Raw genomic sequence first — 22,693 nt, forward strand, 5'->3', positions numbered from 1 at the left:
ACTTGCAATGTTGGTCAAAATGATAAGATTTTAATCTAACGTTAAATTTGCTATTCTTCGCCCCACAGTTTGGCCTCTCTGGCGCTGCTGATTCAATTATTGATGACGACATATGGCAATGGAGAGCCAAGTTTCCAAGGATGTCCACTCCTAATTCTAATTATTAAGGAGGGACCGCAATGAGAGGAAAAAAGTCGTGCTTGAAGCCTACCGTAAACACGTCGAAGAGCGTGCTGCCGAAGGAGTTGTCCCAAGACCTCTAGACGCTGAGCAAGTTGCTGGACTTGTTGAGTTACTGAAAAATCCACCTCAGGGTGAAGAAGAGTTCATCCTTGACCTCCTAGAGAACCGTATCCCACCTGGCGTAGACGAAGCTGCTTATGTTAAAGCGGGTTTCCTAACGGCTGTGACTAAAGGCGATGTGACGTCTCCGCTGGTCAGCCGTGAAAAAGCAGCTGAACTACTTGGCACCATGCAAGGCGGTTATAACATTGAATCACTGATCGCACTGCTTGACGATGCTGAGCTTGCGCCGATCGCGGTTAAAGCCCTATCACACACTTTGCTGATGTTTGATGCATTCTATGACGTGGAAGAAAAAGCCAAAGCAGGCAATGCCTATGCAAAGCAGGTTCTGACGTCCTGGGCTGAAGCTGAGTGGTTCTTGTCAAAACCTGAACTACAACAAAAAATCACTCTTACCGTGTTCAAAGTAACGGGTGAGACCAATACCGATGACCTGTCTCCAGCACCGGACGCATGGTCTCGTCCTGATATTCCGGTTCACGCTCTGGCGATGCTGAAAAATGCTCGTGATGGCATTGACCCTGACCAGCCTGGCTCAATTGGCCCTATCAAACAGATCGAAGCACTGAAAGAGCAAGGTCATCAACTGGTTTATGTGGGTGATGTTGTTGGTACCGGTTCATCGCGTAAATCGGCAACCAACTCCGTGCTGTGGTTCATGGGTGATGACATCCCGAATGTACCGAACAAGCGCGCGGGTGGTTATGTGCTAGGTGGTAAGATTGCACCTATCTTCTTTAACACAATGGAAGATGCTGGCGCACTGCCAATCGAAGTGGATGTGACAAAGCTGAATATGGGTGACGTGATTGACGTTTATCCGTATGAAGGCAAAGTGTGCAACCATGAAACTGGTGAAACTCTGGCTGAGTTTGCACTAAAAACAGACGTACTGATTGATGAAGTTCGCGCAGGTGGTCGTATTCCACTTATCATTGGTCGTGGTCTAACAGACCGTGCTCGCCAATCTCTAGGACTTGAACCATCAGAAGTCTTCCGCCGTCCAGTAGCCGTTGAAGAGTCAGATGCAGGCTATACACTGGCTCAGAAGATGGTGGGTAAAGCATGTGGTGTTGAAGGTGTTCGTCCGGGCACTTATTGTGAGCCTAAGATGACGACGGTTGGTTCGCAAGATACCACAGGACCAATGACACGTGATGAGCTAAAAGACTTAGCATGTCTGGGCTTCTCAGCCGATCTAGTGATGCAGTCATTCTGCCACACCTCCGCGTATCCAAAACCAGTGGATGTGAACACTCACCATACATTACCTGATTTCATCATGAACCGTGCAGGTGTTTCACTGCGCCCAGGTGATGGTGTTATTCACTCTTGGTTAAACCGTATGCTTCTGCCTGATACTGTTGGTACCGGTGGTGACTCACATACTCGTTTCCCTCTCGGTATTTCTTTCCCTGCTGGTTCTGGTCTTGTCGCGTTTGCTGCGGCAACAGGTGTTATGCCTCTTGATATGCCGGAATCTATCCTTGTACGCTTTAAAGGTGAAATGCAGCCGGGTATCACGCTCCGTGATCTGGTTCATGCGATTCCTTACTATGCGATTCAGCAAGGTCTGTTGACGGTAGAGAAAGCGGGTAAGATCAACGAGTTCTCTGGTCGTATCCTAGAGATTGAAGGTGTTGAGCACCTGACGGTTGAGCAAGCATTCGAACTTTCTGATGCTTCGGCTGAACGTAGTGCTGCGGGTTGTACCGTTAAACTGTCTCAAGAGTCTATCGAAGAGTATCTGAACTCAAACATCACTATGCTTAAGTGGATGATTTCAGAAGGCTATGGTGACCGTCGTACTATTGAGCGTCGTATTATTGCGATGCAAGAGTGGTTGGCTAACCCAGAACTGATGCAAGCGGATAGCGATGCAGAATACGCACATGTTATCGAGATTGACCTTGCTGACGTGACACAGCCAATCCTTTGTGCACCAAATGACCCAGATGATGCTCGTCTACTTTCTGACGTTCAGGGGACAGAAATCAACGAAGTATTCATTGGTTCTTGTATGACTAACATTGGTCACTTCCGTGCCGCAGGTAAGTTGCTTGAGAAGTACAATGGTCAGCTTGATACTCGTCTATGGATTGCTCCCCCAACGAAAATGGACCGTGACCAGCTAACAGAAGAAGGCTACTACGGTATCTTTGGTCGCGCTGGGGTTCGCATCGAAACACCGGGATGCTCATTGTGTATGGGTAACCAGGCACGTGTAGCTGACGAAGCGACGGTAATGTCTACGTCAACGCGTAACTTCCCTAACCGTCTGGGTACGGGTGCTAATGTGTACCTGGCGTCTGCGGAATTGTCTTCAGTAGGTGCAATCCTAGGTAAGATTCCAACCAAAGAAGAATACCTGGAGTATATGAAGCAAATTGATCCAACGGCAGCAGATACATACCGCTACCTGAACTTCCACCGTATGGGGCAGTACACAGAGAAAGCGGATACGGTGATTTTCCAAGAGCCAGCATAATAGTTTGCTCAGGAAAGTACTGAACAAAAAACGGCCACTTCAGTGGCCGTTTTTTATTATTGTCATACGGGTAGCAGCGACGAGTTTACTGAGTCAGCAGTTTCTGCAGTTTATCCCGTACCGCGATAATGTGGTCGCGTTCCGGACCTTGGCGCTGACAGTGGTCCAGTATGTAGTCAATGGAGCTGAGAACGGTTCGCCATCTCGGGGTTTTTGGCAGCGTTTCAATGCGTAGGTATTTGTCCAGTGTACGAGTTTGTAGCGTGCTTCGATCCAAATAGACACGCCACAAGCCGCTTTGCTCGGCAAAAGCAAACTTAGTTTGACCGGTGACGCTTTCCCAGTAGTCTAACGAGCTGGTCATGGTCTCGACCAATAACTCGCGCATCATTTCTGGGCGTGACTTTTCCTCATCCGCCGCTTTATCAGCCAGACGAGTAAACTCCCCGCCCAGCTCTTTAAGTTCCTGAAGTTTGGCTTTGTCGCCTTCAATGGCATAGGTTGACAGGGCATCAATTGCCGCTTCCAGGTTTTTGACTCGCGTCGCATCCAGAGACTGGCCTTGCTCAAAAATATAAATGCTCTTGAGTCCAGAGCTTTCAGGGAGAGTCAGGACATCCGCGTTGATGTGCTGCCGGACATCGTCGACGAAGACATCTATGTCACCGCAGTAATGCTCTTGTGATAAGTGGATAAATTTGGGACCAATCAACTCTTCGACATTGGAGCGTTTCAGTTGTTCTACACTGCGCCGGAACAGTCGGGCCGCACTCTGGTTAGCAAACTGCACCTTTAGGTCGTCACGTATGCAGACGATCGCCTCTGGGGCGCTATCCAGTTGCTCGATCAATCGTCCCTGAGTTTCCAGCAAACTGGCTTCAACTAAGGCACGTTGCTTGATTTCATACTTGAGTGACTGATTTTCTGCTCGCCTCTGCTCAGCTTTGCTAGCCTGCAGGTGAGCAGCGATACGCGCCGCGAGTTCAGGCTTACTGAACGGCTTCGCCAAATAGTCGTTTGCACCGAGTTCAAAACCACGCACCCGGTCCTCTGACTGATTTAACGCAGTGAGCATAATGATCGGCAATTGGGCATGATCGTACTGTTCACGTATGGTCTCGCAGACTTCAAAGCCGCTCATTCCCGGCATCATGATGTCCAGTAGTAATAAATCTGGCTTTTGTTGTTCGATCAGCGTCAGGGTCTCTAAGCCATCTTTCGCCAAGACAACCTGATACCCTTCAAGGCGTAAAAAGCTCTCGAGAATACGCAGGTTCACCGGTTCATCATCGGCCACAAGCAGCACCGGACCGTCGGGATTCTCTGGCAGCACTTCTTCCTCTTCCAGATTGAGTTCAGAGGGCTCAGCAACATGGTAATGGCTGCGGTGAGCAAGATGTGACATCTGCTCTATCTCGTCTTGTGTTGCCAGCGGTAAGGTAAAGCTGAACGTTGTACCAACATGGGGCTGACTACTCACATACAGTGAGCCGCCCATCAATTCAATCAGTTGCCGGCTGATGGACAATCCCAGGCCTGCCCCCTGACGATAATGACTAGAGTCGTGACCCGCTTGCACCAGAGGCTCAAAGATGTGCTCAAGTTGTTGCGCCGGGATACCCTGACCTGTGTCAACGACCTGCACCCGAATGTGGTCTTCCATGGCCGTTGCAGACAGAACAATCTTACCTTCGTTGGTGTACTTGATGGCATTGCCAACCAGATTGTACAGCACCTGCTCCAGGCGTTGGGGATCGGCAGAGACATACGGTAGAGGCTCGAGTACCTGATTAATAATACGGATTTTTTTGTCGCCAAGCAGGTGATGGGACAGTTCCAGTACCAGTTGGGTAGAACTGGTCAGACTCAGAGCTGAGCGTTCGATATCCAGATTGCCGTAGCGCATCTTATGGTAATCGAGCAGGTCATCGACCAGACTGGCCAGTCGTTGGCCGCTGTTAACGATAATATCCAACTGATACTTATGGTTGGCTGCGATGGGGCCATTGGCACCTGAAATCATGGCTTCAGCGATGCCAATCATGCCGTGCAAAGGGGTTCTCAACTCATGGGATGTGGTTGCCAGAAACTCGTCTTTCAGTTTGTTGGCGAGCTGCAGTTCTTCATTTTGCTTTTTGATGGTAATGAGGTTCTGTTCCAACTCGTGATTCTGGCTTTTGATCAGTTCGATTTTCTCTTTGATTGAACGTCGCATACGCTCAAAACTCAGCGCCAGACGACCAATTTCATCTTTTCGATCCGCGCTGATGATTGAAGGTTCAAGATCCCCACCCGAGGCTCTCTCAGCTGCCCAGGTCAGTTTCAACAGTGGCGATGTAATAAAGTTGGAAAGGTAGTGTGAAGCAATCACCACCAGAACTATGGCGGTGAGCATGGCGAACACGAACAGGGTTTCCAGTTGATTGACACTGGCAAAGGCAATCGCTTCAGGGGTTTCGGCCACCAGAGCCCAGTGAGTGTTACTTAGCTGTACTGGTGCAAAGGCGGCAAAGTAGTCTTCCCCGAGTGCATTTTTATAGCTTCCCACCAGGGTCAGTCCGGACAGAGCTTGTGAAATGACCTTATCACTTTGTTCGATACTCTGCGCCGTCAGACCTAATATTTTTGGCGAGTGATCACTGCCGACTAACAGCAATTCTATGTCTTCAGGTTTGCCGTCGGTGATCAACTGAGTGATGCCTTTGATCGGCAGGCGGAACATGGCGTAGCTGTGTAAATAGCCCTGCTGGATGATGGGTGCCCCAAGCCAGGCATATTGCTGCTCATCCTGAATCGCAAAATCAGAAACAATGACAGGGGTATATTCTTCGTTTTCTTCACGTTTTTGAGTGACTTCTGACTTAAGCTGAGCAAAGGCTTCTCCCAGGATCTGGGTGGAGAACGTCCCGTTTTCCAGATTGGTACCGTAGTAACCGTGTTTATATACCGAATAGGTCACGTTGCCAGCAAGATCGACAAGGATAATGTCATCAAAATCGGAACGCTTGATGTGCTCCATAAACGCACGGTGATAACGTTTGTGAAGCAGGCGGTAGCGTTCACTGCCCACGTAACTGCTTGAGTCGGGAAGAATGGCGGTTTTAACCTGATTGCCAGAGCCAAGAATGTAGCGCTCCTGAGCGTGTTGCCTCGCTTGTTCTATATCATCGCCGAGTCGCTGAAAGGCATTGACCAGACCATAGAATCGGCCACCGCTGGCGTAGGCCAGTTCAGAACGCACAAATCCCATGACTTCCGATTCCTGCGCCTGAAAATAGTTGATCAACTGTTGCTTCTTGGTGTCTCGGATCGACACTAAGTGTGCGGTACTTTGATCACGCAAATCCTGACTATGAGCATTCAAAAAGAAAAGCGCTATTACCGTTAATGGCGTAATGCTGAGCATCAAAAAAGCCATCATCAAGGTATTTTGCAGTCGCTTGAATTTTCGTTTTCGATACAACTTGAACATGGTTATCGCTGAATTCTCGGTATGAAGAATGAAAGGGGCTGTTAACCTTGTTAATCTAAATACTTTTTTTTCTTAGGCAAGTAAGTTTGCGATAAAGCGTGTTGAGTAACACAAAAATAACGATTCTGAAGCAAAAGTGTGAAGAGTGGGGAAGTATTGAACTGGGTGTCGACTAAAAAGTGACGAATTATGAGCGACTTGAACTGAGTGCGATTCAAGTCGCTTTCGCAGAAGTTAACTTATTTTGTTGCGTGATAAATCGCAAATTTACGATTTTTATCAAGGGTATGGCAGTGGCCAAATTGCTTTTCAATGATCGGCGGGTATTTCAGAAAGCTATTGGCAACAATGACCAGCTGACCGTCGCGAGACAGATGACGTGGCGCTTCGGACAACAGGGTTTCAGTGGCAGAGTAACTGGTATCCAGGCCGGCATGAAAAGGCGGATTACTGATGATAAAGTCAAAGTTCTGATCAATGTCCGAATACACATCGGAGGCAAACACGTTACCGGTTAGTCCGTTTGCTAACAGGGTCTGCTTACTCGATTCAATGGCAAACGCATTAATATCGCACAGGTTGAGCTCTAGATTCTGATTGTTCAGCCCCATGAAGGCACCAATGATTCCGGCACCACAGCCAAAATCGAGCACCTTACCTGATAGAGGGGGAAGATTGTTCAGTAGCAACTGACTGCCACCATCGAATTCACCATGACTGAACACCCCGGGCAGACTTTTTACGATCAGTTTCAGTCCGTTCAGCTCGACGTCATAGGTTTTAAACCAGTTTTGTAGTGTAAATTGTTCAGGTGCGCTGTGGCATACGCCCCAGTAAAATGAACAGCGACGTGCAGAGTCATATTTGTTAATAGGGCCATAGCCAGAGAACATCTTCTCGATACTTTTGACGCCAGAGCGATTTTCGCCAACGACGACAATTTCAGTCTCGTTACCAAGGCGGGCCAGCGCCATTTCCAATAGCATCTGTGCTTCGGCTTTGGCCTTTGGCCAATACATGAGGATCATGTTGGCATCGATCGTTTCAGGCAGTTCTGCACCAAACAGCGTGGTGATCTTATCCGAACGGTTCAATTGTCGATAGCTGATGTAATTACTGGTGAACACCGTCACTTTGTCACAGTGTTTGCGTAGCTCTACCGGAAACTGATCTTCGATCTCGCCAATCACCAAAACGCGCTTCTCCGCGAAATATTCCAGTTGCCTTTCGGCGATTTGGCTAGGGGCGATATAAGATGCCATGACAAGTGATCTCTTGATAGTAATTAAGGGAGGCGATTCTCTCACAAAGCCCTCCCTGAAAAAAGCTCTCTAGCTATTATCCTGACCGTCTAAGAAGTCCTTAAACTCTTCCTCGTACATATTGAACAGCACCATAGTGATGGCAAAAATCAATGGACCGTAGATCAGACCAATTAATCCAAACAGGTGAATCCCCCCCAGTAACGAGAAGAAGATCATCAGCGTATTCATACCGGCACTGCCCTGCATCAACAAAGGACGCAGTACGTTGTCAATGGAACCTACCACGGCGATACTCCAGATTGCCAGAAACAGTCCCCATCCCGTTTGACCAGTGATTAACAAGTAGGCCGTGGCCGGAATCCAGATCAACGCGGTTCCAACCACAGGAATAAATGAAGCAAAGCCCATCATGGTGCCCCAGAATAGCCCTGGGAAACCCGCTAACCACATGCCAAATCCACCCGCAGCACCTTGTGCGATCGCGGTGAGAAATGATCCCATGACGGCAGACTTTGAGACTTTTTCAATTTCCCCTAGCAAGCGATCTTCCTGGCTACGTGATAACGGCAGGATATGACGGATTGCTGCGATGATTTTGTCGTGATCGCGCAGTAAAAAGAACAAGACAAACAGCATGAGGAAGAAGTTCATCAGGAAGTTGGTCGCATCACCGAGAATTTTGGCACTCATTGCGACCAGGTTTGATCCCAGAGAAGTAGCGAACTCGGCCGCTTTTTGCGCGATGTCCTGTGGATCGATGGCATCAAAAGGCAAGTAGTCGTTGATAAAAGCGAGGCCTGCTTTGACCCAGGGGTGGCCAATCACCTCTTGAATCCCGCCCCCGGTGACCCACTGATACATGTTCTGCGAGAACACAGAGCCTTGCTGAACGATGGCGCTGAAAACCAACAGCAGTGGCATGACAATAATAAACGTCAACACGATACAGGAGAGCAATGAAACGATGTTTTTGTGTTTCGGCAGCTTGTGTTCAATCCAGTCGTGAATAGGAAACATCAATAGCGATAGAATAAACGCCATCACAATGGAATTAATATACGGCTCGACCAGGAGATAGCAGGCAAACGCCGCGAATAGCAGAGCCGCAATTAACACCCAGTGACTCGCGCTAACGTTCATTTTATTTTTCACTACGTTTCCTTATCCCCCTGATAGCAGGAGTTCAATTTTAGAAATCAGACAAATGCCTACAGACATAGGCAGTAGTGGTCATATAATGGACGCAAAATGTTGAGTTATCAATGTAAAATACCGTTCATTGACCCGTATGAAGGAGGGGATTATGGGCTGTTGTAACAACGATAAACCGTGTCATTCAGAGACGCGCTCCAAGCGTTCTGTTCCACGGTTTGCGCTGACCATCGGCGTGCTGTTATTGCTGGTGGTTATTAACTGGCAGGCATGAAAAAGGGCTGATTAATTCAGCCCTTTATATCTAACTGTCACGGTAACGCGATTACGCTTCCTGAGCCAGCATAGCGAAACAGCGGTCTGCAGCTTCCAGTGTGGCTTCGATTTCTTTTGAGCCATGAGCCAGAGAGGTAAAGCTCGCTTCAAACGCCGAAGGGGCAAGATACACGCCGTGATCCAGCATTAGGTGGAAGAAGCGTTTGAAGCGTTCAATATCGCACTTCGCCACGTCTTCGTAGCAGGTGATGGTCTCTTGCTCGGTAAAGAAGAAGCCGAACATACCACCAACCTGATTGACGACCAGAGGAATGCCGTGCTTGTCGGCCAACTCTTTGAAGCCGTCAGCCAGATGTTTGGTTTTGCTTGCCAGTCGTTTCTCGTTGCCTTCTTCAGATAGCAGAGTCAGACACGCGTAACCTGCAGCCATCGCAATAGGGTTACCAGAGAGGGTACCCGCTTGATAAACCGGGCCTGTCGGCGCGATGTGTTGCATGACGTCTTTGCGGCCACCAAAAGCACCTACCGGCATACCGCCACCGATCACTTTGCCCAGCGTGGTCAAGTCTGGTTTGATGTTGTAGTAAGCTTGTGCGCCACCTTGCGCCACGCGGAAACCGGTCATGACTTCATCAAAAATGAGCAGTGCTCCCTCATCGTCACAGATTTGACGCAGACCTTCGTGGAAACCTTCAACCGGTGGAATGCAGTTCATATTGCCAGCGACAGGCTCAACGATGATACAGGCGATTTCACCTTTGTTGGCTTCAAACAAGGCTTTGACTGAGTCCAGATCGTTGAATCGAGCGGTAAGAGTATATTTGGCAAAGTCTGCAGGAACACCTGGAGAGCTTGGCTGACCCAGGGTCAGAGCGCCAGAACCTGCTTTGACTAACAGACTGTCGGCGTGGCCATGGTAGCAGCCTTCGAACTTGATGATTTTGTCACGGCCAGTGTAACCACGAGCCAGGCGAATGGCACTCATGGTCGCTTCGGTGCCGGAGCTCACCATACGCAGCTGCTCCATTGATGGCACCAGTTTGCGAACCAGTTCCGCCATATTGATTTCCATTTCGGTTGGTGCACCGAAACTCAGGCCTCGCTGTGCCGCGTCAATCACAGCATCGCGAATTACCGCATGGTTGTGACCAAGAATCATTGGCCCCCATGACCCAACGTAGTCGATGTACGCTTTACCATCAGCATCAAAAATCAAAGGACCATCGGCACGTTCGACGAAAATCGGTGAACCGCCTACGCCATTGAAGGCACGAACCGGAGAGTTAACACCACCAGGGATGGTCTGTTGCGCTTTTTCATACAGCTCTGCTGATTTGGTCATGGAAAGTTCCTCTTTGCTTGTACGGACCAAGTGTGCTGCATTGTACATCTCCGCACAGAATCTAGAAGTGTTTTGAGCACATTTTCTTATATTGATACGACTTTTGGGTACATCTTAATTAATTTGCTCTTGTCTAATACTTGAACGAAGCACTCAGGTATTAGATAATCTGGCGCAATAACTTTAGAAAACAATGTCACGTCTGACAGAAAGTCGGGCTGTAGTCTGTCATCGCAGGGGATATCTGGTCATTTTTTATAATGAGCAGGGTGTTATTTGCGATTGAGTAGCAAGAGAGGTTCCCGTGAGTGATGTAGCTATTCCATTAAACTTTTCCGAAGCAGCGGCAACGCGCGTACAAATGCTGATCGCCGAGGAAGAAAATCCAGAGCTAAAACTGCGAGTGTATATCACTGGTGGTGGTTGTAGCGGCTTCCAATACGGTTTTACTTTTGATGAAAGCGTAAACGAAGGTGACACTACCATTGAAAAATGTGGTGTGACGTTGGTGGTTGACCCGATGAGTTTACAATATCTGGTTGGCGGCACGGTCGATTATACTGAAGGCCTTGAAGGATCGCGTTTTTTCGTGGACAACCCAAATGCCACAACGACATGCGGTTGTGGGGCGTCATTCAGCGTCTAAGTCAAAATGCTTAAAAAGGCGAACCATATGTTCGCCTTTTTTGATCCCGACGTTCGGCATGGCCACACTATTAGCGACAATCATATGATTTAGGAGAGAAGTTTAGTTGTCTATTTATCCAGACTAAGTAAAGTAGTCTTAGACCGACATTAAACAGAAGGAAGTCGTTTAACGTCTGATTGCTAATCACTTTTTAGAACCAATTACCGGTATGCTTCGTAGTAGGGTTAGCAAAAAATACAATTATAAGGAAATGATTATGCCAACCACTTCATCTGGCAGCTTTTTATCAAGACGTCCCTGGCTAATTTCGCTTTTCTGCGTTGTCGCACTTTCCGTTTGGCTCGGATTGGGCGTACTGAAAGCGGAAGAGGACTCATCTCAATCCTCCAGTTCTGAAACCGTGCCGCTTGCCCGAGTGGTGTACCAAACGTTCGATGCAGAGCAGATCGAAAAGAAAATCGATCTCTATGGTCGCACAGCACCTGATAGAACCGCTAAACTTGGCGCTGAAATTGCGGGTAAGATTATCCAGCTGGATGTGCGCAAAGGCGATGCGGTAAAGGCAGGGCAAGCGATAGCTCAGATTGATAAAGGGGATCTTCAGATCCAGTTGGAGCGGGCACAAGCCATGTATAACGTGCGCTTGCAAGAGTTTAATGCTTCTAAATCCCTTAAGAGCAGGGGCTTGCAGGGCGAAGTGGCCTATTCCACAGCCGCAGCAAATCTGACCGAAGCCAAAGCAATGGTGAGTGCCGCGAAACTGGCGCTGCGTAATACGACCGTCAAAGCTCCGTTTGCGGGCATTGTGGATCACCTGTTTATTGAATTGGGGGACTTTGTGGGGGTCGGCGATCCGGTAGCGACGCTGATTGACCTCGATACCTTGGTAATAGAAGCCGATGTTAGCGAGCGCCACATACAGCAGCTGAAACTGAATCAGCCATCCAGGATTCGCTTTATCAGTGGCGATACAGTGGATGGCACTTTACGCTATATTTCCCGGGTATCTTCCGTCGCCACCAACACCTTTCCTATCGAGATTGAAGTCCCTAACCCGAATCAGCGCATACCCGCCGGTGTCAGTGCCGAGGTAGAGTTGGCACTGGATGAGCAACTGGCCATCAAGATCACTCCGGCCATGCTGGCGCTGGATGAAAGTGGCAATCTGGGCGTCAAAGTGCTCAATGAGAATCGCGTCGATTTTATTCCAATTCAACTGGTCAAAGCTGAGCAGGACGGAGTGTGGCTTACTGGCCTTGGAGAGCGAGTCGATATCATCGTGCTGGGTCAAGGTTTTGTGCGCGATGGTGACCAAGTTGAGGCAATCAGTGTTGATCAAGCGAATAAAATCGCTGAACAACAAAGCCAATAAGGAGGCCGCATGTTTGCATTAATTGATGCCGCGCTGTCTCGCGCTCGCACCATGTTGAGCTTGCTGGTGTTTATTCTGCTTGCTGGGGTTGTTACCTACAACACCATACCGAAAGAATCGAGCCCTGACATTACCATTCCCATTATTTATGTTTCGGTAGGGCATCAGGGTATTTCTCCCGGTGACAGTGAACGCTTGCTGGTGCGCCCTTTAGAAAAGGAATTGCGCTCCATTGAGGGTGTAAAAGAAATGACCGCAACGGCGTCAGAGGGACACGGTTCGGTGACACTCGAGTTCAATGTTGGCGTAGATTTGACTAAAGCGATGGCCGATGTTCGTGACGCAGTGGACTTGGCCAAGCCTAAATTACCCCAAGACAGCGATGAGCCTACAGTCAATGAAGTCACCTTTGCTTCGCAACAGCCGGTATTGTCAGTAGTACTCTACGGTACGGTCCCAGAGCGCACTATTGTGCAACTGGCAAGACAGCTGCGCGACAAACTGGAGAGTTTTCGTCAGGTGCTGGAAGTGGATATTGCTGGTGATCGAGAAGACATTGTAGAGATCGTCGTCGATCCCCTGCTTATGGAAAGTTACGGTCTGGATCAGGGCGATATCTATAACCTGATCGCACTGAATAACCGAGTCGTTGCCGCAGGGTTTGTCGATACTGGTTATGGCCGCTTCTCTGTGAAAGTACCTTCAGTTTTTAACAGCTTAAAGGATGTGCTGGAACTGCCGGTGAAGGTGGATGGTAAACAAGTGATTACGTTTGGCGATGTAGCAACAGTCAGGCGGGCATTTCGGGACCCCAACAGTTTTGCGCGTCTGGACGGACGTTCCGCTGTGGTACTCGATGTGAAAAAGCGGGCCGGTGAAAACATCATCGAGACCGTGGCTCTGGTTAAAGAAGTGATTCGTCAGGCGCAGTTGCGTGAAGAGTGGCCAAACAACCTGCAGATAAAGTTCACTAAGGATGAATCAAAAGACGTCAAGATGATGCTTAATGACCTGCAGAATAACATCTTGTCGGCCATTATTCTGGTGGTGATTGTCATCATTGCAATTCTGGGTGTTCGTACTGCATTGTTGGTGGGAATTTCCATCCCAGGCTCTTTCCTGACCGGGCTTTTGGTGCTGTCGGTATTTGGTTTAACAGTGAATATTGTGGTGCTGTTTTCATTCATCATGGCCGTCGGTATGTTGGTGGATGGGGCTATTGTTGTGACCGAGTTTGCTGATCGCAGAATGCAGGAGGGCACGCCAAGAAAAGAAGCGTATCGGGACGCCGCTAAACGTATGGCGTGGCCTATCACCGCGTCAACGGCGACGACATTAGCGGCATTTGCACCGCTGTTGTTCTGGCCTGATATTACCGGTGAGTTTATGAAATTCTTGCCGCTGACTTTGATCGCGACTCTGTCGGCTTCTCTGATGATGGCGCTGCTCTTTGTGCCGGTACTAGGCGGGCTTATTGGTAAACCACAGTACTTTTCGCAAAACCAGCAGCAAAAGATGGTGGCACTACACAATGGTGAGTTTGATAAAGCGACGGGCATTACCAAGCTTTATTACTACACCTTAGATATTGCCTTAGGCCATCCATTGAAAATACTGCTGCTGGCTATTTTGTTGGCGTTTGGCGTCGGTTTTGCCTACAACAAGGCGGGACTTGGTGCCGAGTTTTTCCCTGAAGTGGATCCTCCGTTCTTTAATGTCAAAGTACGATCACATGGTGACTTGTCGATCAATGAAAAAGACGAAGTGATGCGTGTCGTAGAAAGGGTAATGTTGGGCCACGATGAATTTGAAAGCGTCTATACCAAAACGGGTGGCAAAGACGAGATTGGGATCATTCAGGTCACCCCTGTAGACTGGCAGGATCGTCGCCGGGTTAACGTCATCATCGAAGAACTCAAGCAAGTCACCGACCAATTTGCTGGTGTGGAGATCGAGTACAAATTCCCAGATGCAGGTCCACCGGTCGAAAATGATTTGGTTATCGAGTTATCGGCTCGTTTCCCCGAACGTCTGGATGAAGCAGCGAAAATGGTGCGTCGCTGGGCCGACGGTAACGACAAACTCACCAATATCAGTGACACCTCGAACAAACCGGGCATCGACTGGCAAATTGACATCAGCAGAGACGATGCCGCTCGCTTTGGTGCTGATGCAACGCTGGTCGGTAATACGGTACAGTTTGTGACCAACGGACTGAAGATTGGCGACTACCTACCTGATGATTCGACAGAGGAAGTCGATATTCTGGTGCGCTTTCCGACGGAACACAGGGATATAGGCCGCTTTGATGAACTGCGTATCAAGACGCCGGCGGGACTGGTTCCGATCACCAATTTCGCCCGGATCACGCCAGAGCAGAAGCAAGACGCCATTAACCGTCTGGATGGTATCCGGGTGATCAGCGTGAAAGCGGACATGGCGGAAGGTTTCAATCTGGCGGTTGAGTTACCGGGGTTTCAGCAGCAACTCAATGAGATAGCACTGCCGAACGGCATAGAGTTCAGAATCCGTGGCCAGAATGAAGAGCAGAAGAATTCTTCTGAATTTTTACAAAGCGCCTTTATGGTCGCTCTTGCGGTAATGGCCCTGATATTAATCACTCAGTTCAACAGTTTTTATCAGGCGTTTCTGATACTTAGTGCGGTGATATTTTCGACGGTAGGGGTATTTGCCGGTCTGCTTATTTTTCAACGACCGTTTGGCATCATCATGTCAGGCATTGGGGTAATAGCGTTGGCTGGGATTGTGGTGAACAACAATATTGTACTGATTGATACTTACAATCAGCTCATCAAGCGGGGACTTGAGAAACGTGATGCCATTTTGAGAACCGGTGTGCAGCGTTTGCGGCCTGTATTGTTGACGACAGTCACCACTATTCTGGGCTTGATGCCTATGGTACTGGAGATGAATATCGATCTGATTAATCAGAAAATCGAATTTGGCGCACCGAGCACCCAATGGTGGTCTCAATTGGCCACTGCGGTCGCCGGAGGGCTGGCCTTTGCAACCGTGCTGACTTTGGTCCTGACGCCATGCTTATTGATGCTGGGACGAAGTGAGCAACGAGAGCAAAGTTCGCTGTTGAAACGGTCATTGAAACGATTTCGGTTAAGACATAAAAAACCGCCAGTTGAGGCTGCTTAATATTGAAAGCCCCATTTTGGGGCTTTTTTATCACTTGAACGCCGGGTTAATGAGGGGCTTATCAGAATAGCCAATGGGTTTGTGCCAAATTTTGTCGTAACTGAAAGAATTTTATTCTAAATTTGCGGCTTAATTCCGTTGGTTGTTTTGTTTGTTGCGGTGAATTTGTAACAAATGGTTGTCTTCATGCCAGTTTGAAGGGAACTATCTTTTTTGCGATCCAGATAGGGTTAGATCTTGTGCTAATAAAGCGTTAAAGTTGTTGCGTAAACACAAAGCATGTTATGACAAGCTGTGTGACATAGCCGAAAGTGAGTAATTTCGATTTAGGCTACGAATAAGACCTAACTATGTAATGCCAGCTCAACAACGACCGACTTGTTGGGATAACTGGTAAGGAGACAATATGGCAGATTCAACCCCAGAAATGCTATCTGGTGCAGAGATGATCGTGCAATCTTTGATTGACGAAGGTGTACAACAAATCTTTGGTTATCCAGGTGGTTCCGTCCTCGATATCTACGATGCGCTGCACGAAAAGCGCGAAAACATTCAACACGTTCTCGTTCGTCACGAACAGGCAGCAACGCATATGGCCGATGGCTACGCTCGTGCAACCGGCAAACCCGGTGTGGTACTAGTGTGCTCGGGTCCTGGTGCGACCAATACCATTACCGGTATCGCGACTGCGTATATGGACTCGATCCCAATGGTAGTGCTCTCTGGTAACGTACCGAATAATCTGATCGGTAATGATGCGTTCCAAGAGTGTGACATGGTGGGTGTATCCCGTCCTGTGGTTAAGCACAGCTTCCTATTACAACGTGCTGAGGACATCCCAGAGACGCTGAAAAAAGCCTTCTATATCGCATCGACTGGCCGACCAGGACCAGTTGTGGTTGATATTCCGAAGGATGTCATGAATCCGCAGATCAAGTTCCCTTACGAGTATCCAGAAACCGTCAAAATGCGCTCTTATAACCCGACTACATCGGGCCATAAAGGGCAAATCAAAAAAGCACTGAAAGCGATCCTTGAAGCCAAAAAGCCGGTTCTCTATGTCGGTGGTGGTGCCATCATGTCTGAAGCGGACCAGCACCTTATTAAACTGGCAGAAACCCTGAATCTGCCAGTTGTTAGCACGCTAATGGGGCTGGGCGCTTTCCCGGGCACACATAAAAACTCACTAGGCATGCTTGGTATGCACGGTACTTATGAAGCGAACCTGGCGATGCATAATGCCGACCTTATTTTTGGTGTTGGTGTTCGCTTTGACGATCGTACTACCAATAACCTTGAGAAGTACTGCCCAGACGCGAAGGTAGTACATATAGATATCGATCCTTCTTCGATCTCAAAAAACGTGCGTGCTGATTTGCCGATTGTTGGCTCTGCGGATGTGATCCTAGAAACCATGTTGAAACTGCTGGTGGAGCAGGGCGGCACCAATGATGAAGCGGCACTGAATACGTGGTGGGATGACATTGCCAGCTGGAAAGCCCGCAACTGTCTCAGCTACGAAACCTCGGAAGAGCGCATCAAACCTCAGCAGGTGATTGAAGTGCTGCACAAACTAACCGGCGGTGACGCATATGTGGCTTCGGATGTTGGTCAGCACCAGATGTTCGCAGCCCTTTATTATCCGTTTAACAAGCCTCGTCGTTGGATCAACTCAGGTGGTCTTGGCACCATGGGCTTTGGCTTCCCAGCAGCGATTGGGGTGAAATTTGCTTACCCAGATGAAGAGGTGGTGTGTGTCACCGGTGATGGCAGTATTCAGATGAACATTCAAGAGCTGTCGACGGCGATGCAATACGATGTGCCGGTTAAGATCATCAACCTCAACAACCGTTTCTTGGGGATGGTAAAACAGTGGCAAGATATTATTTATCAAGGCCGTCACTCAAATTCCTACATGGATTCGGTACCGGATTTTGCTGCGATTGCGGAAGCGTACGGCCATGTCGGCATTCGTATTTCTAACCCAAGTGAGTTGGAGTCGGGGCTGAAAAAAGCGTTGGAAATGAAAGATCGTTTAGTCTTTGTCGACATTAACGTGGATGAAACAGAGCATGTATACCCAATGCAAATCAAAGGGGAAGGCATGGACAAGATGTGGCTGAGCAAGACGGAGAGAACATAATATGAGACATATCATTTCGCTACTAATGGAAAACCAACCAGGTGCGCTTTCACGAGTGGTTGGTCTGTTCTCTCAACGTGGTTACAACATTGAGTCACTTAACGTATCACCGACAGACGATGAGACCCTGTCTCGTCTGAATATCACGACGGAGTCAGATGAGATGGAGCTTGAGCAGATTCAAAAACAACTGCATAAGCTGATCGATGTACTGAAAGTTCAGGAAGTGACGGAGTTTGATCATATTGAACGTGAACTGATGATGGTAAAGGTGAAAGCGAGTGGCTTTGCCCGTGCTGAAGTCAAACGTACGGCCGATATTTTCAGGGGACAAATTGTTGATGTCACGGCGTCTCAGTATACGGTTCAGCTGGCCGGAACGGCCGAGAAGCTGGATGCGTTTGTTTCAGCATTGTCCGAAGTGACAGATATGGTGGAAGTGGCGCGCAGTGGTATTGTAGGCATTGCCCGCGGTGAGCGAGCACTAAAACCGTAGCCGCTCAGTCAGGTTCAACAAAAAAGCGAGCTGGTTAGCTCGCTTTTTTGTTGGCAGTCGTAGGCGATTAACCTTCGATTTCTAAGAAGGGGGCGGGCTCTTCGATGATAGGTCGCATTTCCTCTTCTTGATTCATTTCTTTTGCAGGTGCAGGAGCCGGTGTTGTGGCTGGTGGAGTTTCAGCCTCGGTATTGAGCTTGTCTTGTTGCTCACTGAACTGGAAAGCGCGAATCACTTGTTGCACACCAGAGACATTACGAGCGATGTCGGTAGCAATATCGGCATGTTCTTTTGAAACATAACCAAGTAAGAAGACCTCTTTATCTTCGGTGATGACTTTTACTTTGACACCATTGAGTCGCTCGTCGGTAAGGAGCGTGGATTTCACCTTGGTGGTGAGCCAGCTGTCATTGCTGATTTGGGTAAAGCTAATCGGGTTTTTGATGCGAACCTGGTTATAGACTCGCTTCACCCCATTCAGTCCCTTTACCTGAGCTTCTAATTGATTGCTTAGTGCCTGAGTTTTTGCCTGACCCATCAGCACAACCGTGCCGCGCTGGGAGCTGGCGACCACGCGAACCTCGCCCACATAGGGCGCTTTGTTGCTCATGCCCGCGACTTCTGATTCCAGCGTATTGTCATTCCAGATTTCTTTAGTCGTGCGAGTATCGGTGACCAGATTCACCGTGGTGGCTGCGCCAGCAACAAACAGACCTGCGCAACCAGACAATAAGGTACTGGCAAGCAGCAATGCCATCACTTTGTAGTTCTTCATGGTATTACTCTTCGTGTGAAGGGAATAGGACTTGGTCGATAAGATCGCACAAGCAGTGCAGGGTCACCATATGAACTTCATGAATTCTTGCGGTTCTGTGAGATGGTATCCGAATTTCAACGTCGTTCTCTCCCAGAAGCCCAGCCATTTCCCCCCCATCTTTGCCGGTAAACGCAATGATGGTCATATCACGAGTTACCGCCGCTTCCATTGCCTTGATGACATTCTTGCTGTTGCCGCTGGTGGATATCGCCAGCAGGATATCGCCAGTCTGTCCAAAAGCGCGGACCTGCTTAGCAAATATGTCTTCGAAGTTATAGTCGTTGGCGACCGCTGTCATTGTGGTGTTGTCTGCGGTCAGCGTCATGGCTGGCAGACTGGGACGCTCGGTTTCAAAGCGGTTAAGTAGACAAGATACAAATTGCTGTGCATTGGAGGCGGAACCGCCGTTACCGCAGCAGAGTATTTTGTTGCCGTTGAGCAAGGTTGCCACCATCGCCTGAGCGGCGTGGGTAATGACATCTGGCAGTGCTTCTGCGGCGGCTATCTGAATCTGAATACTTTCAGTAAAACTTTCTTTAATGCTATCGCGCATGGTTATCCTTGAGTGATCGCGTTTTTTATCCAGTTGATGTCGTTACCTTGACGGTGGATCGCAACGACGTCAAATCGAAATTCTGTCTCATAAGGCGATAAGCCATTTTTGATGAGCCACAAAGTGGCCGCTTTTTGCAGCTTGGTCGCTTTTGAGCGGGTGACGGTCTCTTGTGCCAGACCGTAATTCTGGTTTTGCCGGTATCGGACTTCAACAAACACGATACACGAAGTATCTCGCATGATTAAGTCCACTTCGCCGCATTTTACTGTGAAGTTCTCGGTTAAGGAGACTAAGCCATGCTGACTCAGATACTCCTTAGCCAATTGTTCATAATCCTGACCAACCTGACGTTTATTGGTTGTCGGTTTGTTCCAGGGCAGTTGTACCATCCGTCGTTTCTTCCATGATTGACGTCTCAGCGCTTGGTTGTTCAGAAGTCTGAGCGGGTTGCTGACCGTAGACGGCCCAGGCAATTTGTCGTTGTACTACACAGTCGGAATCAATGGTCAGGATACCGGTTTTTCCCTCAACAGAATAATCTTCAACTGCTTTTAACTGAGGCAGTTCTTTAGTCAGTGAGTACGCATCCATGCCCAAAGCCTGCAGACGCTTCTCTGCATTCGAACTCTTAGGCCAGAACTTGGTCATCTGCGCTTCCAGTTGGGCATCTTCCTCAATCAGTAGTGGAATGTCACTGTAGACGACACCGGTCAAATCTTCATACTGGCGTTTGGTACTGTGACTGTGTGAGTCAGCAAACAGCTTTGGCTGTTTCGCGTCCGGGTTAATGGCCACTTCGATAAAGGGTTTGATTAATGTAAGGTCTGCGCTGTTTGCGACAATGTATACCGAATCAATATCACGACGGCTTCGTGGCTGGTTCTCCAGTTTAAGTCCGGTTAGCGCCTCCATTTGAGCGATGCGCTGCTGACTTTCTTGCAACCCAAAGACGTTGTTGATGGTTTTTTGTAACTGAGCCCGGTTTGCGTACTGAGCGATAGCCACTTTGTTTTCGCTAACTTTGTCCCACTCTTTAGTAAACGCAGTTACCACACGATCGCCGAGGGCGCCACGGGGGGCCAGTACGAGTGGGTACTGGAAATTACCTTCCGCCAGATGAGAAGCCGCCTGAGCGACTTCTTGCTCCGGTGACAAGGTCAGATAACACATCATATGTGATGGTTCCAGCTCATTAGGAATGTTGAGAGCGAGTACTGGAATCGGCGTTTCTGAATCACGCTGTGCTTCTTGAAGCTTCTCAACATTCTCTTTAACGAGTGGTCCGACAATGAAATCTACTTCATTGGCGACCAGTTGCGCTTTGATGTCTGCGGCGGAAGCCTCGTTTGTGTCAATGATGGTAAAGATGGCTTCAGGATCGCGATCTGAGTCATCCATCATTGCCAACATAAAGCCGTCACGTACCAGTTGAGCTTGCTTGGCATACTTACCGCTCAAAGGTAACAGTAATGCCGTTGAATGTGGTGTGGTGATTTCCAGATTCAGGATGTCGTAGATAGCCTGCGGTGTATACACTGCCGCGGGGTGAGTCGGGTTTTCCGCCAACCAGTTATTTAAAGTATTCTGAAGCTGAGGCAGGCTGCCGCCCAATGCTTTCATATAGGTCGCAAGCTGTAACCAGCCATCCAGCACTTCTTCCTGAGGTTCGGCCACCAACTGAGAGAGCTGGTCAGTGGAATACTGACTCAGGTTGTTCCAGATATTGTCGTTGATAGCTTCCTGCTCATCACCTGGCGCAAAGCCGGACATGAAGACCAGCTCTCGGCTCGCTTCGAAATATCGTCCTAATTGAGCCAGACTCTGGGCGCGCAGTTCATGGTAGCGCTTCCATTGTTGCTGTGCCAGTGGCCACTCTGCCGGCAAATTTAATTGCAGGTAGGCGTCTTGCGCTTTACCTTGCGCCAGATTGAGCTCGGCACGAGCAAGTTGCCATTCGGCTTGCTGTACCGTGGTCAGATTCTGTTTGGCGAGTCGGCTGGACAAACGTTGTGCCTGCTCGTAGTTGCCTTCCTGAATCGAGGCTTTCAATGCGAGGATGAGCCATTCATTGGCAAAGCCACCTTGATCACTGTCGGCGCGCATCAAATACGTTTCAGAAGAAGCCGTCGGTGCAAGGGTGACATCAATACTCGTAGGGGCGCTTGGTTGAGTAGAACAAGCGGCAATGGACAAAGCCAATGCAATTGGAGTCAGTAGGCGTGTTACACTATTTCTCTTTGGGTTCATCATTGCCATGAGCTCTTTAATCACTATTCGTGTAAAATCATTATATTAATCGTTGAAGTGCTGGTAAACAAATGACAAGCAACAAAACCACTTATATTGAGCAACCAACGCTCTTTATTGTACCGACGCCCATTGGAAACCTCGGTGATATCACACAAAGAGCGCTGGATATCCTGAACAGTGTCGATATTATTGCCGCTGAAGATACCCGTCATACCGGGAAACTTCTGTCTCACTTCAATATTCAAACTAGAACATTTGCGCTTCATGATCACAATGAGCAACAGAAAGCGCAAGTTTTAGTCGACAAATTGTTAGCGGGTGAGTCTATTGCATTGGTCTCTGATGCAGGCACGCCGCTGATCAGCGATCCAGGGTATCATTTAGTCACTCAATGTCGTCAGGCGGGCGTTAAAGTTGTGCCATTACCAGGTGCATGTGCGGTCATCACAGCCTTGAGCGCCTCTGGTTTACCCTCTGATCGCTTCAGTTTTGAAGGCTTCCTGCTCGCTAAAAGTAAGGGACGGAAAGACAAGTTTATGGAGATCGCCAAAGCGGAGCGAACCTGTATTTTTTATGAGTCCCCTCATCGTATCACCGAATCACTGGCCGATATGCTGGAGGTACTGGGGCCGGAGCGAGAGGTAGTGCTGGCTCGTGAGTTGACCAAAACCTATGAAACCATCCAAGGTCTGCCTCTGGGAGAACTGGTGAGCTGGATTGAAGAGGATGAGAACCGTAAACGCGGAGAAATGGTATTACTGATCCACGGCTATCGAGAAGCGGTGAACGATACACTGCCGGATGAAGCGACTCGCACTTTGGCAATCCTTGTTAAACAGTTGCCTTTGAAGAAGGCTGCGGCGGCGACAGCCGAAATTTACAACCTGAAAAAGAACGCACTTTACAAATGGGGCTTAGAAAACCTTGAGTAATTGCTCGCG

At 48.7% G+C, this 22,693-nt stretch carries 16 protein-coding genes; 8 read left to right on the forward strand and 8 right to left on the reverse strand.

The features are described 5' to 3' along the window. Window positions 1-196: 196 nt before the first annotated feature. A complete protein-coding gene (acnB, locus tag C4S60_RS09240; protein WP_103880059.1) occupies window positions 197-2,794 on the forward strand; it encodes a bifunctional aconitate hydratase 2/2-methylisocitrate dehydratase in 2,598 nt (865 codons plus the stop codon). Between the two features lie 85 nt (window positions 2,795-2,879). Here the strand turns inward: acnB and C4S60_RS09245 are convergent, their stop codons facing one another. From C4S60_RS09245 to C4S60_RS09255, 3 genes are all read right to left on the reverse strand, one after another. Continuing rightward, entirely contained in the window at window positions 2,880-6,266 is a 3,387-nt protein-coding gene (locus C4S60_RS09245) for a response regulator (RefSeq protein ID WP_103880060.1), read from the reverse strand. 239 nt (window positions 6,267-6,505) lie between these two features. After that, complete coding sequence (gene rsmC, locus C4S60_RS09250) at window positions 6,506-7,528, reverse strand: 16S rRNA (guanine(1207)-N(2))-methyltransferase RsmC (protein ID WP_103880061.1); 1,023 nt, start codon at window positions 7,526-7,528, stop codon at window positions 6,506-6,508. 69 nt (window positions 7,529-7,597) lie between these two features. Continuing rightward, window positions 7,598-8,671 carry an AI-2E family transporter gene (locus tag C4S60_RS09255; RefSeq protein WP_425275114.1) on the reverse strand — a complete coding sequence of 358 codons (1,074 nt, stop codon included), beginning with the start codon at window positions 8,669-8,671 and terminating at the stop codon, window positions 7,598-7,600. Between the two features lie 163 nt (window positions 8,672-8,834). Here C4S60_RS09255 and C4S60_RS23880 point away from each other — a divergent pair, with 163 nt between their 5' ends. Next, window positions 8,835-8,957: a hypothetical protein gene (locus C4S60_RS23880; protein ID WP_279626943.1), complete on the forward strand. Its 123-nt coding sequence runs from the start codon at window positions 8,835-8,837 to the stop codon at window positions 8,955-8,957. A gap of 51 nt (window positions 8,958-9,008) precedes the next feature. Here C4S60_RS23880 and hemL read toward each other — a convergent pair whose 3' ends face one another. Further along, window positions 9,009-10,301 carry a glutamate-1-semialdehyde 2,1-aminomutase gene (gene hemL / locus C4S60_RS09260; protein WP_103880063.1) on the reverse strand — a complete coding sequence of 431 codons (1,293 nt, stop codon included), beginning with the start codon at window positions 10,299-10,301 and terminating at the stop codon, window positions 9,009-9,011. A 304-nt stretch (window positions 10,302-10,605) separates the two neighbouring features. Between hemL and erpA the strand changes: the two genes are divergently transcribed. The 5 genes from erpA to ilvN all read left to right on the forward strand — a co-directional run bounded on the left by erpA (window position 10,606) and on the right by ilvN (window position 18,129). Further along, the gene (erpA, locus tag C4S60_RS09265) at window positions 10,606-10,947 is read left to right on the forward strand and encodes an iron-sulfur cluster insertion protein ErpA (protein WP_103880064.1); all 342 of its coding nucleotides are present in this window, start codon (window positions 10,606-10,608) and stop codon (window positions 10,945-10,947) included. Between the two features lie 259 nt (window positions 10,948-11,206). Next, window positions 11,207-12,322, forward strand: coding sequence for an efflux RND transporter periplasmic adaptor subunit (locus C4S60_RS09270; RefSeq protein ID WP_103880065.1), 1,116 nt, complete (start codon window positions 11,207-11,209; stop codon window positions 12,320-12,322). A 9-nt stretch (window positions 12,323-12,331) separates the two neighbouring features. Next, a complete protein-coding gene (locus C4S60_RS09275; RefSeq protein WP_103880066.1) occupies window positions 12,332-15,490 on the forward strand; it encodes an efflux RND transporter permease subunit in 3,159 nt (1,052 codons plus the stop codon). A 406-nt stretch (window positions 15,491-15,896) separates the two neighbouring features. Next, a complete protein-coding gene (locus C4S60_RS09280) occupies window positions 15,897-17,633 on the forward strand; it encodes an acetolactate synthase 3 large subunit (protein WP_103880067.1) in 1,737 nt (578 codons plus the stop codon). A 1-nt stretch (window position 17,634) separates the two neighbouring features. Further along, window positions 17,635-18,129: an acetolactate synthase small subunit gene (ilvN, locus tag C4S60_RS09285; protein ID WP_103880068.1), complete on the forward strand. Its 495-nt coding sequence runs from the start codon at window positions 17,635-17,637 to the stop codon at window positions 18,127-18,129. 67 nt (window positions 18,130-18,196) lie between these two features. Here ilvN and C4S60_RS09290 read toward each other — a convergent pair whose 3' ends face one another. From C4S60_RS09290 to C4S60_RS09305, 4 genes are read right to left on the reverse strand one after another with little or no spacing between them, the layout of a single operon-like run. Beyond that, on the reverse strand, window positions 18,197-18,904 hold the full coding sequence (locus C4S60_RS09290; RefSeq protein WP_103880069.1) for a BON domain-containing protein: 708 nt from the start codon (window positions 18,902-18,904) through the stop codon (window positions 18,197-18,199). A 4-nt stretch (window positions 18,905-18,908) separates the two neighbouring features. Then, a complete protein-coding gene (locus tag C4S60_RS09295; protein ID WP_103880070.1) occupies window positions 18,909-19,499 on the reverse strand; it encodes a phosphoheptose isomerase in 591 nt (196 codons plus the stop codon). Between the two features lie 2 nt (window positions 19,500-19,501). Then, complete coding sequence (locus C4S60_RS09300) at window positions 19,502-19,891, reverse strand: YraN family protein (RefSeq protein ID WP_103880071.1); 390 nt, start codon at window positions 19,889-19,891, stop codon at window positions 19,502-19,504. After that, a complete protein-coding gene (locus tag C4S60_RS09305) occupies window positions 19,854-21,758 on the reverse strand; it encodes a penicillin-binding protein activator (RefSeq protein ID WP_208623258.1) in 1,905 nt (634 codons plus the stop codon). The genes C4S60_RS09300 and C4S60_RS09305 overlap by 38 nt, the downstream gene beginning before the upstream one ends. Window positions 21,759-21,820: 62 nt before the next feature. On the opposite strand from C4S60_RS09305, the gene rsmI reads away from it, so the two are divergent. Next, window positions 21,821-22,684: a 16S rRNA (cytidine(1402)-2'-O)-methyltransferase gene (gene rsmI / locus C4S60_RS09310; protein ID WP_103880072.1), complete on the forward strand. Its 864-nt coding sequence runs from the start codon at window positions 21,821-21,823 to the stop codon at window positions 22,682-22,684. Window positions 22,685-22,693: the final 9 nt, after the last annotated feature.

This window comes from Vibrio hangzhouensis (assembly GCF_900107935.1).
GTDB classification, from domain to species: Bacteria; Pseudomonadota; Gammaproteobacteria; order Enterobacterales; family Vibrionaceae; genus Vibrio; species Vibrio hangzhouensis.

Excerpts from the sequence above, each read along its gene's own strand:
- rsmC (WP_103880061.1), bottom strand. The coding sequence starts at position 7,528 with ATGGCATCTTATATCGCCCCTAGCCAAATCGCCGAAAGGCAACTGGAA.
- C4S60_RS09300 (WP_103880071.1), bottom strand. The coding sequence starts at position 19,891 with ATGGTACAACTGCCCTGGAACAAACCGACAACCAATAAACGTCAGGTT.
- rsmI (WP_103880072.1), top strand. The coding sequence starts at position 21,821 with ATGACAAGCAACAAAACCACTTATATTGAGCAACCAACGCTCTTTATT.
- C4S60_RS09305 (WP_208623258.1), bottom strand. The coding sequence starts at position 21,758 with ATGGCAATGATGAACCCAAAGAGAAATAGTGTAACACGCCTACTGACT.
- ilvN (WP_103880068.1), top strand. The coding sequence starts at position 17,635 with ATGAGACATATCATTTCGCTACTAATGGAAAACCAACCAGGTGCGCTT.
- C4S60_RS09280 (WP_103880067.1), top strand. The coding sequence starts at position 15,897 with ATGGCAGATTCAACCCCAGAAATGCTATCTGGTGCAGAGATGATCGTG.
- C4S60_RS09295 (WP_103880070.1), bottom strand. The coding sequence starts at position 19,499 with ATGCGCGATAGCATTAAAGAAAGTTTTACTGAAAGTATTCAGATTCAG.
- C4S60_RS23880 (WP_279626943.1), top strand. The coding sequence starts at position 8,835 with ATGGGCTGTTGTAACAACGATAAACCGTGTCATTCAGAGACGCGCTCC.
- hemL (WP_103880063.1), bottom strand. The coding sequence starts at position 10,301 with ATGACCAAATCAGCAGAGCTGTATGAAAAAGCGCAACAGACCATCCCT.
- C4S60_RS09255 (WP_425275114.1), bottom strand. The coding sequence starts at position 8,671 with ATGAACGTTAGCGCGAGTCACTGGGTGTTAATTGCGGCTCTGCTATTC.
- C4S60_RS09245 (WP_103880060.1), bottom strand. The coding sequence starts at position 6,266 with ATGTTCAAGTTGTATCGAAAACGAAAATTCAAGCGACTGCAAAATACC.
- C4S60_RS09290 (WP_103880069.1), bottom strand. The coding sequence starts at position 18,904 with ATGAAGAACTACAAAGTGATGGCATTGCTGCTTGCCAGTACCTTATTG.
- C4S60_RS09275 (WP_103880066.1), top strand. The coding sequence starts at position 12,332 with ATGTTTGCATTAATTGATGCCGCGCTGTCTCGCGCTCGCACCATGTTG.
- C4S60_RS09270 (WP_103880065.1), top strand. The coding sequence starts at position 11,207 with ATGCCAACCACTTCATCTGGCAGCTTTTTATCAAGACGTCCCTGGCTA.